The sequence below is a fragment of the Eubacteriaceae bacterium Marseille-Q4139 genome, assembly GCA_018223415.1.
Taxonomy (GTDB): domain Bacteria; phylum Bacillota; class Clostridia; order Lachnospirales; family Lachnospiraceae; genus CABSIM01.
In genome coordinates, this window is the sequence record JAGTTQ010000001.1 from 2,582,525 (window position 1) to 2,597,047 (window position 14,523).

Below are 14,523 nucleotides of genomic sequence, written 5' to 3' on the forward strand. Positions count from 1 at the left end.
ATGAGCAGAAGCTTCTATGCCCGGCTGATTTTAAATATTCTGTACAGTACGGTTATCGCATGCCTGGTGGAAGTCTTTCTGATAACCAATGTCAGCATGCTCGTGGACTATCTGGAAAAGACCGAGTATGCAGGCCTGTTTCTGGTACGCATTTTCCGCGTGCAGACTATCGCATCAATTTTTTACGTGCTGGTGGGAATCGGAGTCTTTTCCGTGTCCTTTCTCCTGCTCCAGCGAAAGACGGTGCGGTACATCGGAAAGATTTCGGCGGCAATCCGGAATATTTCCGAGGGCGATTTGAATACCCATGTGGAAATCCTTGGAGACGATGAATTTTCGGCCATGGCCGCCAACCTGAATAAGATGGAAGCCGACATCCAGAATCTGATGGAGAAGGAGCGGGAAGCAGAACGGACAAAAAATGAGCTGATTACCAATGTGGCCCATGATCTCAGGACGCCTCTGACCTCGATCATCGGCTATCTGGAGCTGCTGTCCAAAAGCGGCGACAGGCTTTCGCCGGAAATGCAGAAGAAATACATTGATATTGCCTATACGAAATCAAAACGCCTGGAGAAGCTCATTGAGGATCTGTTCGGTTTTACGAAGCTGAATTATGGTAAAATTTCCATGAATGTGGGGAAATTGGATATAGTAAAGCTGTTAAGCCAGCTCCTTGAAGAGTTTTACCCGAGCTTTGCAGACAAAGATCTGACCTATGAGCTGAAAAGCAATGTGCCGGCGCAGGTGATCACTGCCGACGGGAACCTTCTGGCCCGTCTGTTTGACAACCTGATTAACAATGCAATCAAATACGGGGCGGAGGGGAAAAAGATTCTCGTGAAAATCCATTCCGACGGGGAGATCGTGACGGTTTCCGTGACGAATTACGGCTATGTGATCCCGGCGGAAGAGCTGCCTCTTATTTTCAATAAATTTTACAGGGTGGAACAGTCCCGCTCCATCTATACAGGCGGAACCGGGCTTGGGCTTGCCATTGCGAAAAACATTGTGGACATGCACGGAGGCACGATTTCCGTGGCCAGCGATTTAAACGGGACGGTTTTTACGGTGAAACTGAAGGTAAATTTTGACATTCGGAGAGAAAATTTCGGGACAATAGGATGAGTAAAGGGAAGAAGATAACGATAAAAAAACGAATCATGTGTCTCCTCCTGGCTGTTTTGTGGATACTGGCTTTTGGAATCGTGAGCTATGGGGATACAGGAGCGGCAGATGACATTTATATGGAAGTGACGCCGGTTTACGGAAATGTCGGGCGGATCGGGAGTCATGTGCCGGTTACGGTGGAGCTGTACTGCCAGTCGCCGGCGCCTTTTGAGGGAACCATAAGCTTCTGCACGCTGGAATCCACGGAACAGCAGCAGGAATCGGAGGTTTTTGAATACAGGTATCCCGTATCCGCAGCACCGGGAGAGACGGTGATGCTTCCGTTTTATGTGCTTCTGGGTCAGAAGAGCGGCGAAATCCTTGTGCGCTTGGAAGACAAAAGCGGGGATATGCTGCGGGAGGAGATGCTGGAGTTTCAGATTCCCAAGGACACCGGAAATCTTTACATTGGCGCGCTGGACGATCAGGTGGAAGAAATCGGATATCTGAACCGGGTGAGTCTGAATTACGGGATGCTGCGGTCGGAACTGATTCCCCTCGACGCGTCCACACTCCCGTCGGATGTGCGCGGTCTGGATCTGCTGGATGTGCTCATCATCAATAATTTTGACACGTCCTCCCTGTCAGAAAAGCAGCAGAAGGCCGTCTGGCAGTGGATGGAATCAGGCGGAATCCTGATCTTTGGAACGGGGGAGCGGGTGTCTGATACCCTCGGCCCGTTTACGGAAAAGCTGGTGGAAGTGCCCTATGAGGCGCCGAAGCCTGCCGTCTTAAACATGGGTGCCCAGTATGGTGAAAATTCGCAGGAGGATGCTGTGATCCGCGCCGTCTGTGCAGAGCTTTCTATCCCGGGCGGGGATGAGGTCATGGCGAGCGATGAGCTTCCGATTCTCACGACCGTGAAAAAGGGAAGCGGGAAGGCTGGGATTTTTTCGCTGGATCTCGGGGATCTTTCGGATTTTGCGGGAAGAAATCCAAATTATGCGGAAAATTTCTTTGTCACGGTTGTGGGAGAGAGCGAGCTCCAGAACCTGTATTTTTACGGCGCCTATGGGTATGATATGGCATACTGGAATGCCCAGAGTCTTGTCAATACGGGGAGTCCTGACCGGCTTCCCAATATGGCGCTTTACGGGATCGTGATTTTTGTCTATATTCTCGCGGCAGGGCCTGGACTCTACCTGTTTCTGCGGAAAAAGGGGCTGCGGAGATATTACGGGGTGTCACTGGTTGTGTTTTCGTTCCTGGCGTCTGCGTCGGTGTACCTGATCGGAGAAAAAACCAGGTTCCGCTCGGAATTTTTCACGTATGCGGCGATCCGGGATGTGTCGGAAGAGGAGATCTATGAGACGGCTTACCTCAATGCCAGAACGCCGGACAGCCGCCCTTATACGGTCAGGCTGAAGCCGGAATATTCGGTGACGCCCGTCACAAGGTTGGCGAGATACGACGACGAGCCGCTTGGGACCATGCAGGGGAAAGAGACGGGAAACCTGACAATGGAATACGAGCCTGAGGAAACGAAAATTACCGTGCGGAAATCCCAGGCATTTTCTCCGAAATTTTTCAAGCTGAAAAAGCGCTCGGAAAACGAAACGGGACAGGGCATCGGAGCAGAGCTTCTCTACTTTGACGGCAGGATTTCCGGAACCGTAACAAACCATTTTTCGTTCCCGTTAAAAAATGCGGCGCTGATCCTCTACGGCCAGGCAGTCATGATCGGGGAGCTGGGGCCGGGAGAGACAAAGGTGCTGGACGGCAGCGAGGTGCTCACGTATCCGGCTGACATGACCTACATTCTGGCAGACAAGCTGAGCGGGGGCGATGTCTATTTTGATGTGGACATCAGCAACGAGGAATATCTGATGGCACAGGAGAGAACAAGCCTGTATTCTTTCTATCTCTCCAATTATTACGGTGGTTTTACTCCAGAGGCGCGGATCGCGGCTTTTGGGCCGGACGAAGATGCCTTTGGGGCATTCCTGGCTGACGAAGACTCTGCTGATGGCATGACGCTCTATACGTGCACGGTGGATCTTGTCACAGAACAGGACGGTCTTGTCTACCGCAGCGGCCTTATGAAAACGCCGAAGGTGACGACGGGAAGCGGGAACTATTATTCCAGCTATTCGACCATGTACGGAAGCGAGCAGGTGATTTTGGAATATTATCTGGGAAGCGATATCCGGGTGGAGAAGCTATCTTTTCTTCCGGTGTCCGAAGTGTTCCTGGAAAATCTGAAATATTACTATTTGGAACAGTTTAAAGGGGAGGCTTATTTTTACAATTACAGCACGAAAAATTATGACCAGGTGGATCTGGAGCAGGTGGATTTCTCCTATGAGGAATTGAAAGAATACCTTTCTCCGAGCAACAGCCTGACAGTAAAATACATCAACGGCGAGAGTGAGAACGGCGCCAACGCATCGCTTCCGCTTCTGATGGTGACAGGGAGGGAACGCTGATGCTTAAGATCCGGGGACTGAAAAAGAAATTTAAAAACTTCCCGGCGTTGGACGGCCTTGACATGGACATTGAGGAAGGCGCCCTCTATGGTTTTGTGGGGCCGAACGGAGCCGGAAAGACGACGGCCATCAAGATTATTACAGGCCTTCTCCGGCCGGATGAAGGTACGGTGCAGATTGCAGGAAAGGATGCCCTGCGGGCCGGCCGTGAGATCAATAAGGAATTCGGCTATGTGCCGGATGAGTTCGGCATGTATGACAACCTGCGGGTTGCAGAATATATGGAATTTTTTGCAGCCTGCTATGGAATTACGGGGCTTGTGGCGAGAAAACGCTGCGGAGAGCTTTTAGAGCAGGTGAAGCTGGAGGAAAAAGCGGATTTCTATGTGGACAGCCTGTCCAGGGGAATGAAGCAGAGACTCTGCTTGGCGCGGGCCCTGATCCATGATCCGCGGCTTCTCGTCCTGGACGAGCCGACCTCCGGCATGGACCCGCGGACCAGGATGGAGTTTAAAGAGCTTTTAAAGGAGCTCTGCGCCGAGGGGAAAACCATTTTAGTCAGCTCCCACATCCTGTCGGAGCTTTCGCAGATGTGCACGGATATCGGGATCATCGATGCGGGAAAAATTGTCTTAAGCGGGAACATGGCGGAAATCTTAAGAAAAGTCAACGCCTCCAACCCGCTTCTGATTTCCGTCTGCGGCGGGCAGGAGCAGGCCGTAAGGCTTCTCAGGCAGGATCCACGCGTCCAGACCATTTCCATCCGCGGCGAAGACATTGTCGTCAGCTTTTCCGGCCAGAAGGAAGAGGAGGCGGAGCTTTTAAAGACGCTGGTGGACGGCGGGATTCCCGTGAGCGGCTTCTTGAGGGAGCACGGGGATCTGGAGACGATTTTCATGCAGCTTACCAATCATGACCTGGAGACGGAGGTGATCGCCGGTGAAGGATAATCCTGTACTTTTGCGGGAACTGATTGTGCGGAGCAGAAGCTTCCGCTTCCCGCTCATTGTTTTCGTGTTCAACGGGATTCTTGCGGCTGCGGCCATGTTAAACATGTTTTCTGTTGTGGCCCAGATCCGGATTTCAGCCAATATCCAGTATGCCAGCTTTCTTAAACTGTACGTTTTTGTGGCGACGCTGGAATTTCTGCTTTTAATGTTTATCATGCCGGCGCTTACGTCGGCCGGAATCAGCGGAGAGCGGGAGCGTCAGACGCTGGATCTGCTCTTTACGACGCAGATGACGTCCTGGCAGATTATCATGGGAAAGCTGATATCGGCATTCAGCCAGCTTCTTCTCCTTGTGGTATCCAGCTTCCCGGTGCTGCTTCTGACTTTCGTCTATGGAGGCGTAGATTTTGCGGATCTGGCCCTTCTTCTAGTGTGCTTTGTGACGGTTGCCATGTTCACGGGAGGCGTCGGGATTTTGTCGTCGTCCTTTATGAAGCGGTCGAATTTTTCCAATGTCTGCACGTATGGGATTCTTCTGACCGTCGTAGTCGGGACGTATATGCTCAACCAGTTTGCGCTCCATATGTCACAGCTAAAGATCAACGGGCTGACGCCGGAGCCAGGGGAGATGCTTCCGAAGGCGGATTCCGGCGCCGCCGTGTATCTGCTTTTGTTAAACCCGGTGGTGACGTTTTCTGAGATCATGGAGAATCAGGTGTCCGGCTCCGAAAGCATCCTGTCTCTGGGGCAGTTTCTCGGCTCCAGGCCGGAAAATCTCGTGACGGAGCACTGGACGCTTTTCAGCCTCGCCGTCCAGCTTGTGCTGGCTGCCATTTTTGTGAGTGCTGCCGTATATTTCCTGAATCCTGCAGGGAGAGACAAACGATAACGGAGGAAAAACAATGTTTCAGATTGGATGCCATCTTTCCTGTGCAAAGGGCTTTGCGGCCATGGGAAAAGATGCCTTGAAAATACATGCGACGGCTTTCCAGTTTTTCACCAGGAACCCACGCGGCGGAAGCGCGAAGGCCATCGACGAAGACGATGTGGCGGCGTTCCTCAAAATAAAGGAGGAAGCCGGGATCGGGACGCTGGTGGCTCATGCGCCCTATACGCTGAATGCCTGTGCCGCGGAGGAGCGGATCCGGGAATTTGCGAGAAATACCATGGAGGATGACTTAAAGCGGATGGAATATCTGCCGGGGAACCTCTATAATTTCCATCCCGGAAGCCACGTAAAGCAGGGAATGGAGACAGGAATCCGCCTGATTGCGGATCAGTTAAACGGGCTTTTAAAGAAAGAACAGACGACGACGGTGCTCTTAGAAACCATGTGCGGAAAGGGCAGTGAAGTCGGCGGACGGTTCGAGGAGCTTAAGGAGATTTTAGACCGGGTGGAGCTTAAGGAAAAAATGGGCGTCTGCCTGGATACCTGCCATGTCTGGGACGGCGGGTACGATATTGTACATGACCTGGACGGCGTGCTTTCTGAGTTTGACCGGGTGGTGGGCCTTTCCAGGCTGAAGGCCATCCATTTAAACGACAGCCAGAACCCGCTCGGCGCCAGGAAAGACCGTCATGCGCGGATCGGGGAGGGACATATCGGGTTAGACGCCATGGTGAGGATCATCAACCATCCGGCCCTGAAAGACCTGCCGTTCTGCCTCGAGACGCCCAACGAGCTGGACGGCTATGCGAGGGAGATTGCGCTTTTAAAATCAAAGCGTGTGGAACCGTAAAAACAGAGAAAATTGTAAGGAGGTTTCCGGAATATGGGAATTATAAAAGCAGCAGTCAGATCCATTTCAGGCGGTCTGGCAGATCAGTGGCTCGAGGTGATTGAGGCCGGCGGAATGAGCGATTCTACCGTGTTTGCGCCCGGCGTCCTCACGAGAAGAGGAGAAAATGTGAAGGGGACAGCCGGAACGGTGTCCAACGGCTCCATGATCCGGGTGTATCCGAACCAGTTTATGATGCTGGTGGACGGCGGAAAAGTCGTGGACTACACGGCTGAGGAGGGCTATTATACGGTGAACAATTCCTCCATGCCGTCGCTTTTTAACGGGGAATTCGGGGAAACCTTAAAGGAGTCCTTTAACCGGATCCGGTTCGGCGGCGAATCGCCCTTTGAGCAGAAGGTCTATTTTATCAACCTTCAGGAAATCAAGGGAATCAAGTTCGGCACCAGGACGCCGGTCAACTATTTTGACAATTTTTACAACGCAGAGCTGTTTCTCAGGGCCCACGGCACGTATTCCATCAAAATTACGGATCCGCTCCGTTTTTATGCGGAGGTGATTCCGAAGAACCGCGAATATGTCAACGTGGAGGACATCAACGAGCAGTATTTAAGCGAATTTTTGGAGGCCTTCCAGACGGCCATCAACCAGATGTCTGCCGACGGGACGCGGATTTCCTTCGTGACGTCCAGAGGGCGCGAGCTTGGAAAATACATGGCAAATGTGCTGGATGAGGACTGGCGGAAGATGCGCGGAATGGAGATTCAGTCGGTGGGAATTGCAAGCATTTCCTACGACGAGGAGTCCCAGGAGCTCATCAACTTGAGAAACCGCGGCGCCATGTTAAGCGACGCCTCCATCCGGGAGGGCTATGTGCAGGGCCGGATCGCAGAGGGAATCGGCGAGGCAGGCTCCAATGCAGGCGGCGCCATGGCCGGCTTCATGGGGATCGGCATGGGAATGCAGACCGGCGGAGGCTTCATGGGGGCGGCATCGGCGGCCAATATGCAGCAGATGCAGATGGAGAACCAGAGAAGAATGGCCGGAAACGGAATGGGCGCCGGCGCCATGGGGACACAGGCCGGAAACGGAATGGGCGCTGGCGCCATGGGAACGCAGGCCGGAGCTGGCATGGCAAATCCGGCGGCGGGAATGGCCGGCATGCAAAGCCCTGGTGCCGGAGCGGCCGGGACGTGGACGTGTTCCTGCGGGACGATCAACAGCGGGAAATTCTGTTCGGAATGCGGAAGCCCGAGACCGGCGGTGTCGGGGACATGGACGTGCTCCTGCGGAACTGTGAACAGCGGAAAATTCTGCTCGGAGTGCGGGAAGCCAAGACCATAATCCCGTAAGAGGAGGAGCCTATGGCACTTGTAAACTATAAATGTCCCAACTGCGGCGGAGGCCTGAAATTTGATCCGGCCACCCAGTCCTTTGAGTGCGAATACTGCCTCTCCTCGTTCACAGAGCAGGAGATGGAGGAGCTGGCGAAAAAGGCGGAGGAGAAGGCAGGAGCTTCGCCGGCGGTTGTCTGTACCTGCCCCAACTGCGGCGCAGAGCTGGTGGCGGAGGAGACGACGGCCGCGGCCTTCTGTTATTACTGCCACAGCCCGGTCATCGTTTCAGGCCGGCTTTCCGGGGAATTCCTGCCGGATTATGTGATCCCCTTTGCGCTGGACCGGAAGCGGGCGCTGGAAATTTTTTCCGGCTGGATTGGGAAGAAGAAATTCCTTCCGCGGGCCTTTTTTTCGGAAAGCCAGATCGAGAAATTTACAGGCGTCTATTTCCCGTATCTGATGTATAGCTGCCAGGCAGAAGGGAAGATGACGGCGGAGGCGGAAAAGCTGCGGAGCTGGACGGCCGGAAACATCCGCTATACGGAGCATAAAAAATACCAGGTGGAGCGGGCCGGGGAGCTGGACGTGAAAAACATGGCCAGGAATGCCCTCTCCAGAGCCGACCATGAGCTGGTGGAAGGCGTCCTGCCCTTTGACATGGAGAAGCTGGAACCGTTCCGCATGGAATACTTATCCGGCTTCCAGGCGGAAAAGCGCGACATGGACAGCCATACATATACAAACGAGGTGGAGGCGGAGGTGCGCGCCTACGCGGAGGAGAACCTGCGGGGGAGCATGGGCGGCTATGATTCAGTGCGGGTAAAGGATCAGAGCGTTGAGATCCGGAACGCTTCATGGAAATATGCCCTCCTTCCTGTGTGGGTCATGACATACCGCGACCGGAAAAAGGATAAGCTTTACTATTTTGCAATGAATGGACAGACGGGGAAAATAAACGGCGAGCTCCCTGTGGATAAAGGAAAGCTGGCGGCGCTGTTCGGCGCTGTGTTTGTGCCTGTCTTCCTGTTTCTTTTGGCAGGGGGGTGGCTGATTTGAGAAAATGGAGAAAAGGGATCGCGGCCTGCCTTTTTTCGGCCGTTCTGATTCTTCCTGCCGGGCCTGCGCTTGCAAGGGTTTCGCTGGCCGGAGCTGAGAGCACCTATGACAGGGTCTATGACATGGCGGGGATTTTTTCCGACGAGGAGGAAGCAGCTCTTTCTGCGGCCATCGAAAGCCAGCGGACGGATATGGACATGGATCTGGCCATTGTGACGGCCGGCGACGCCATGGGCTACGGCGGTCAGGAATTTGCCGACTATTTTTATGATGACAACGGGCTGGGAGAGGGCTCGGACAAAAGCGGTGTCCTGCTTCTTTTGGATATGGACAACCGTGAGATTGCCGTGTCCACCTCGGGAAAGATGATCCGATATCTCACGGATGTGCGGGTGGAGACCATCCTGGACGACGTGTATGAAAGGATGGTGGACGAAGAGTATTATGAGGCGGCCTCCGTGTTCCTTTCGGATGTGGAAGTCTGCTATGAAAACGGGATTGCAGGCGATCAGTTCACCTACGACCAGGAGACTGGCAGGGTGAGCGTTTACCGCCGGATTACCGTGTTTGAGTTCCTGACGGCGCTTCTTCTGGCGGCTGTCTGCGGGGGCGCGGCCGTGCTGTCCGTGTCCAAGAGTTATAAAAAGGGCAGGAAAGACGACCGCATGGCGGCCAATTTCCGGCTGTCTTACCGGAAGGACAGCGCGTTCCGGCTTGGCTCCGGCCTTGGCGAGGTGCTCCTTGGAAGCTATATTACCCAGCAGGTGATCCGCTCGGCCCAGAACCGCGGCGGCGGGCCCGGCGGGCGATCCGGCGGCTTCTCCGGGAGAGGTCTTTCCGGCGGCGGACGTTCTACGGTTCACAGGACGGGCGGCCGCATCCATGGCGGCGGGAGCCGGAAATTTTAGGGCGCGGAAACGAAGAGAGGGATATCAGAGATGAAAATAGAAAAGATCGGAATTATTGGAAAGGGAGCCCTGGGCGTGATGTACGGGAAATGGCTGGCCGGCCGTCTGGGAAACAGCCAGGTGTTTTTCCTGGCAGATGAGGCGCGGGCAGAGGCATACCGGGCGTCGGAGACATACTCAAACGGAGAGCCCTGCGGTTTCCAGTACCGGACGCCGGCAGAGGCGGAGCCGGTGGATCTGATTATTTTTGCCGTGAAGTTCCTTGGGATGGAGGCGGCTATTGAAACGGCGCGGCCGTTTGTCGGGGAGAAGACGGTTCTCCTTTCCGTGTTAAACGGCGTATTGAGCGAGCAGATGCTGGAAAAGGAGTTCGGCGCCGGGCACGTGGTTTACTGCTGCGTTCAGGGCATGGATGCCGGGAAAGACGGGAATGCGGTGACGTACCGGAACATGGGATATATTTCCGTGGGAAATCCGGACGGGAGCAGGGATGAGAAGCTTGCGGCCGTGACAGAGCTGTTTGACAGAACCGGGCTTTCCTATGAGGTTCCGGCGGACATCAGACGGCAGATGTGGAGCAAGCTGATGCTCAATGACGGCGTTAATCAGGTGACGGCCATTTACAAGGCGCCGTACCGGCTTGTGCAGAAGGAAGGCGAGGCCAGAACCATGATGGTGGAGGCCATGCGCGAGGTGATGCGGACGGCTGCTTTCGAGGAGGTGGAGCTGACGGAGGCGGACATCGCTTCGTGGCTTGACCTTCTGGATCATCTGGATCCCGACGGGCGGACGTCCATGTGCCAGGATATCATGGCCGGCCGCAGGACAGAAAAGGAGCTGTTTTCGGGAACGATCCGGCGTCTGGCGGCGGAGCACGGGATTTCGGTGCCGGTCAATGATTTTTTATATGAGAAGCTGCAGGAGCTTGAGGAAGGGATGAAATAGCAGCATGAAGATTATGGTGATAGACGGCCAGGGCGGCAAGATGGGGAAAAGCATCGTCGAGCAGATGAAAAAGGCGTTTCCCCAGGATGAGATCCTGGCCATAGGGACGAACAGCACCGCGACGGCGGCCATGTTAAAGGCAGGAGCCGACGAGGGCGCGACAGGGGAGAATCCGGCGATTGTGGGAAGCGGGACAGCGGACGTGATCGTAGGGCCCCTGGGCATCGTGATTGCCGATTCCCTTCTCGGGGAGATCACGCCGGCCATGGCGGCGGCCATCGGGAGAAGCCGTGCAAAGAAGGTGCTGCTCCCGGTAAACCGCTGCCAGCATTTTGTTGTGGGCCTTAAGGAGCTGCCGCTCGGGGAGTACGTGCGGCTGGCCGTGGAAGAGGTGGCCAGACTCCGGGACGAGTAGGGGCTATGAGGGCAGGAAGCCGGGGAAAAGGGGCAGCGGAGACGCAGGCCGGGACAGATACGGGCCCGGGAAAAGCCGACCTTGGAAGGCAGATCCAGTATGGGCGGCTGCCCCGGGGAGCCCGGGAAATCCTAAGATTCCGGCACGGGGACGGCGGGATCTTTTAATCCGTAGACCCGCTCCCATTCCTTCGTGCCTTCTACCTTATAGACCCGGCTTTTGTTCATCTGAAGGAATTTTATCAGTTCATAGCAGTCGATCCAGATTTCGCCGTTTCCCTCTTTCTGGGATTCGTCAAAAATAAGCTGGAGGCCGAAGTGCAGGTGGGGCGTGGAAATGTTGTTGGTGTTTTCCGTCGCACTGTATCCGGTGCGCCCGAGATAGCCGATGACGTCCCCGGCTGTGACGGTGCTGCCGATTTCAAGGTCGCTTTGGTAGGGATAATTTTTCCTGAGATGGGCGTAATAGTAATACCGCTTTTTGTCAAAGCTCCGGATGCCGATGCGCCAGCCGCCGTACTGGTTCCAGCCCAGGGCTTCGACGGTTCCCGACTCCACGGCGATGACAGGCGTGCCCACCTGCCCCATCATGTCATGGCCCAGGTGCTTTCTGGTGTAGCCGTAGGAACGGGAAGTGCCGAAATCGTCGTAGTCGCTGTACGGGAAATCCCTGGCAATGGGAGAGAAAGCCTTGAGGCCGTATTTTGTGACCCAGGTCTTTTCCTGGGCAGTCTGAGAGCCGTCATCACCGGCTGCCGGCGATGTCTCGGCCGCAGGATTTTGGGCAGAGGCGTCGATTTCCTCGTCGAAGTATCCGACCATGCCGCCTAAAACGGCGGTGTAGGCTTCCTTATAATAGGCATAATAAGGAAGGTCTGCGGCCAGCTCTTCCATGGAAGCGCCGGATTTCAGCTTTTCGGCCAGAGAATTTAAGTCTGCATCAGAGAAGCGGGAAAAATCCCCGCCGTATTTGGCTGCGAGCCAGGCAAGAAGATCGATCCAGTTTAGATGGATGTCTGCCTGGCATGTTTCCACGTCCAGTCGGAAGGCTTTTTTTAAGACGTCGGCGGGAACGGTAAAGTCCACCCAGCGGATGTAGTCAGCTTCTCCTGTTTCGCCGCTTTCGCTTTCGGAGTCCTCCCGGGCCAGAAAATAGTCCTCGGAGGCAGCCTCCCGGCTCTTGATGCAGAGGGAGCCGGTGAGAAGAAAGAGGATGAAAAGCTGGACGGCTATGATGACAGTGGATTTTGGGATGTTCGATGGATTCATAGCATACACTCTCCTGGACGTATCCGGATTTTTGCGGAGACGAAAGGACGTCCCGCAGGAATACTTTTTTCTGAAAATTATATGCGGACATGCCGGGGAATATGACCCGGCAGGGCAGTTATGAGATGAAATGCAACAGTTCAGCCATACCATTCATAATTTGACGGATTTTATTGTATAGACCAATGAAAAATGATATTGGCCGTCAAATGATTCATGTCGGGCGTCCGCCCTATATCCACATATGACAAAATGCTGCTCTGTGAGCAAGCTCCCACGCAGCATTTTGCCATATGTGTCTGCATGGCTGAACTGTTACGATCAAATGGTTTGGAGGAAAAGAAATATGAAAAAACTGGAAGAGTATGTAATCAGCATACCGGACTTTCCCGAGGAGGGAATCATTTTCCGGGACGTGACATCCATCCTTCAGGAGGCAGACGGGCTTCATCTGGCCGTGGATAAGCTCCTTGGAATGGTGGAGGGCACGGAGTTTGACCTGGTGGTCGGGCCGGAGTCGAGAGGCTTTATTTTCGGCGTGCCGGTGGCCTACATGCTCCATAAGGGCTTCATCCCGGTTCGGAAGGCGGGGAAGCTGCCGCGGGAAACGGTGTCCGCCGAGTATGACCTGGAATACGGGACATCGAAAATCGAGATCCATAAGGATGCCATCCGGCCTGGCCAGAAGGTTGTCATTGTCGATGATTTGATCGCCACAGGCGGGACGACAGAAGCCATCATAAAGCTGGTGGAGTCCCTGGGCGGAGAAGTGGTTAAAATCTGCTTCGTCATGGAGCTTGCCGGCCTTAAGGGACGGGAGAAGCTGGCCGGTTATCAGGTGGAATCGGCCATCGTCTATGAGGGAAAATAAGACGGACGCCGGGAAGAGGAGACATGTACCGGGAACCGCCGTCTGAACGAAAAACAGGCCGGCAGCCGCAGAAAAGGAAATATTTCTGCGCTGCCGGCCGATTTTGTCAGAAGTCCCAATCAAAAAACCGAAATTTTCCACTTTACAAAGAACATACGTTCGGTTATAATAGAGACATGAAACGAGTTGTCTTTCATGTGGATGTAAACAGCGCGTTCCTTTCCTGGGAGGCGGTGTACCGCTTAAAGCATCTTGGCGGCACACTGGATCTCCGGACAATTCCGTCGGCGGTGGGAGGCGATATGGCAAAGCGCCGCGGAATTATTCTCGCCAAATCCCTTCCGGCCAAAAAGTACGGCGTCCGGACAGGAGAAACCGTGGTGGAAGCGAAGAAAAAATGCCCGGAGCTTATGCTGGTTGCGCCTCATTACGGCCTTTATGAACGGTCGTCGGCCGCGCTGATAAAAATTTTAAAGGAATATTCGCCCCAGGTGGAGCAGTTCAGTGTGGACGAGGCTTTTCTGGATATGACGGGAATGGAGCGGCTGTTCGGGGAACCGAGGGAGGCGGCCGCGGCCTTAAAGGACAGGATCCGGGAGGAGCTGGGATTTACCGTGAATATCGGAGTGTCCTCCAATAAGCTTTTGGCGAAAATGGCTTCGGATTTTGAAAAGCCGGATAAGGTGCACACGCTGTTTCCAGAGGAAATCCAGGAAAAAATGTGGCATCTTCCCGTAAGGGAGCTGTTCCTGGTGGGTTCGGCGACGGAGCGGAAGCTAAACCATCTCGGGATCGAAACCATCGGGGAGTTAGCCTGTACCGATGTGCGGATTCTAAAGGCCCATCTGAAAAAGCACGGCGAGGTGATCTGGGCCTTTGCCAACGGCCGCGATGCCGGGCTTGTGGAGGCGGAGCCGCCGGAGAACAAGGGCTATGGGAACAGCACGACCATTGCCTTCGATGTGACGGACCGGGAGACGGCCAGGCGCGTCCTGCTTTCTCTGGCGGAAACGGTGGCGGCCAGGTTAAGGAAGCACGGGAAAAAGGCGGAGCTTGTCTCGGTGAGCATTAAGGACAGCGGCCTTCATACGGTTTCCCACCAGACGGTGCTTCCTGCGGCCAGCGATATTACCATGGAGATTTATACGGCGGCCTGCCGCCTGTTTGACGAGCTCTGGGACGGCGCGCCTATCCGGCACCTCGGGATCCATACGGGGCGCCTGGGAGAAGGCGAGGCCAGACAGCTCAATATTTTTGACGGTACGGACTATGAGAAGTTGGAAAAGCTGGACGCAGCCCTCGACAATATCCGGAAGCGCCACGGGCAGGATGCGGTGATGCGGGCTTCTTTTCTTAAGTCCTCCCTCGACCATATGGCCGGCGGGATCACCAGGGAAAGGCGCACGGTGGATTATACAAAGGAGAAAATTCAGTAGAA

General features: G+C 54.6%; 13 protein-coding genes. 12 read left to right on the forward strand and 1 reads right to left on the reverse strand.

Features of this window, described 5'->3' with window-relative positions:
* Genes KE531_12160 through KE531_12205 form a run of 10 tightly spaced genes read left to right on the forward strand, consistent with a single transcriptional unit; the run spans window position 1 to window position 10,946 of the window.
* Complete coding sequence (locus KE531_12160) at window positions 1–1,128, forward strand: HAMP domain-containing histidine kinase (protein MBR9954355.1); 1,128 nt, start codon at window positions 1–3, stop codon at window positions 1,126–1,128.
* Window positions 1,125–3,596, forward strand: a complete 2,472-nt coding sequence (locus tag KE531_12165) for a hypothetical protein (GenBank protein MBR9954356.1) — start codon at window positions 1,125–1,127, stop codon at window positions 3,594–3,596. The genes KE531_12160 and KE531_12165 overlap by 4 nt, the downstream gene beginning before the upstream one ends.
* Window positions 3,596–4,546, forward strand: a complete 951-nt coding sequence (locus KE531_12170) for an ABC transporter ATP-binding protein (protein ID MBR9954357.1) — start codon at window positions 3,596–3,598, stop codon at window positions 4,544–4,546. Before KE531_12165 ends, KE531_12170 begins: the two co-directional genes overlap by 1 nt.
* Window positions 4,536–5,435, forward strand: coding sequence for an ABC transporter permease subunit (locus KE531_12175; GenBank protein ID MBR9954358.1), 900 nt, complete (start codon window positions 4,536–4,538; stop codon window positions 5,433–5,435). Before KE531_12170 ends, KE531_12175 begins: the two co-directional genes overlap by 11 nt.
* 13 nt (window positions 5,436–5,448) lie before the next feature.
* Complete coding sequence (locus KE531_12180) at window positions 5,449–6,285, forward strand: deoxyribonuclease IV (protein ID MBR9954359.1); 837 nt, start codon at window positions 5,449–5,451, stop codon at window positions 6,283–6,285.
* Window positions 6,286–6,318: 33 nt separating this feature from the next.
* Window positions 6,319–7,629, forward strand: coding sequence for an SPFH domain-containing protein (locus tag KE531_12185; protein MBR9954360.1), 1,311 nt, complete (start codon window positions 6,319–6,321; stop codon window positions 7,627–7,629).
* A 20-nt stretch (window positions 7,630–7,649) separates the two neighbouring features.
* Window positions 7,650–8,678, forward strand: coding sequence for a TFIIB-type zinc ribbon-containing protein (locus tag KE531_12190; GenBank protein MBR9954361.1), 1,029 nt, complete (start codon window positions 7,650–7,652; stop codon window positions 8,676–8,678).
* Window positions 8,675–9,586, forward strand: coding sequence for a TPM domain-containing protein (locus KE531_12195; GenBank protein MBR9954362.1), 912 nt, complete (start codon window positions 8,675–8,677; stop codon window positions 9,584–9,586). The genes KE531_12190 and KE531_12195 overlap by 4 nt, the downstream gene beginning before the upstream one ends.
* A 30-nt stretch (window positions 9,587–9,616) precedes the next feature.
* Complete coding sequence (locus KE531_12200; protein MBR9954363.1) at window positions 9,617–10,531, forward strand: ketopantoate reductase family protein; 915 nt, start codon at window positions 9,617–9,619, stop codon at window positions 10,529–10,531.
* A 4-nt stretch (window positions 10,532–10,535) separates the two neighbouring features.
* Complete coding sequence (locus tag KE531_12205) at window positions 10,536–10,946, forward strand: DUF3842 family protein (protein MBR9954364.1); 411 nt, start codon at window positions 10,536–10,538, stop codon at window positions 10,944–10,946.
* 131 nt (window positions 10,947–11,077) lie between these two features.
* On the opposite strand, the gene KE531_12210 is transcribed toward KE531_12205, so the two are convergent.
* Window positions 11,078–12,214, reverse strand: a complete 1,137-nt coding sequence (locus KE531_12210) for a M23 family metallopeptidase (protein MBR9954365.1) — start codon at window positions 12,212–12,214, stop codon at window positions 11,078–11,080.
* Between the two features lie 346 nt (window positions 12,215–12,560).
* Between KE531_12210 and KE531_12215 the strand changes: the two genes are divergently transcribed.
* Window positions 12,561–13,085, forward strand: coding sequence for an adenine phosphoribosyltransferase (locus KE531_12215; protein MBR9954366.1), 525 nt, complete (start codon window positions 12,561–12,563; stop codon window positions 13,083–13,085).
* Between the two features lie 176 nt (window positions 13,086–13,261).
* Window positions 13,262–14,521 (forward strand): DNA polymerase IV, encoded by a 1,260-nt coding sequence (locus tag KE531_12220; protein ID MBR9954367.1) that lies wholly within the window; start codon window positions 13,262–13,264, stop codon window positions 14,519–14,521.
* Window positions 14,522–14,523: the final 2 nt, after the last annotated feature.

Excerpts from the sequence above, each read along its gene's own strand:
- KE531_12160 (MBR9954355.1), top strand. The coding sequence starts at position 1 with ATGAGCAGAAGCTTCTATGCCCGGCTGATTTTAAATATTCTGTACAGT.
- KE531_12165 (MBR9954356.1), top strand. The coding sequence starts at position 1,125 with ATGAGTAAAGGGAAGAAGATAACGATAAAAAAACGAATCATGTGTCTC.
- KE531_12170 (MBR9954357.1), top strand. The coding sequence starts at position 3,596 with ATGCTTAAGATCCGGGGACTGAAAAAGAAATTTAAAAACTTCCCGGCG.
- KE531_12180 (MBR9954359.1), top strand. The coding sequence starts at position 5,449 with ATGTTTCAGATTGGATGCCATCTTTCCTGTGCAAAGGGCTTTGCGGCC.
- KE531_12185 (MBR9954360.1), top strand. The coding sequence starts at position 6,319 with ATGGGAATTATAAAAGCAGCAGTCAGATCCATTTCAGGCGGTCTGGCA.
- KE531_12190 (MBR9954361.1), top strand. The coding sequence starts at position 7,650 with ATGGCACTTGTAAACTATAAATGTCCCAACTGCGGCGGAGGCCTGAAA.
- KE531_12200 (MBR9954363.1), top strand. The coding sequence starts at position 9,617 with ATGAAAATAGAAAAGATCGGAATTATTGGAAAGGGAGCCCTGGGCGTG.
- KE531_12205 (MBR9954364.1), top strand. The coding sequence starts at position 10,536 with ATGAAGATTATGGTGATAGACGGCCAGGGCGGCAAGATGGGGAAAAGC.
- KE531_12210 (MBR9954365.1), bottom strand. The coding sequence starts at position 12,214 with ATGAATCCATCGAACATCCCAAAATCCACTGTCATCATAGCCGTCCAG.
- KE531_12215 (MBR9954366.1), top strand. The coding sequence starts at position 12,561 with ATGAAAAAACTGGAAGAGTATGTAATCAGCATACCGGACTTTCCCGAG.
- KE531_12220 (MBR9954367.1), top strand. The coding sequence starts at position 13,262 with ATGAAACGAGTTGTCTTTCATGTGGATGTAAACAGCGCGTTCCTTTCC.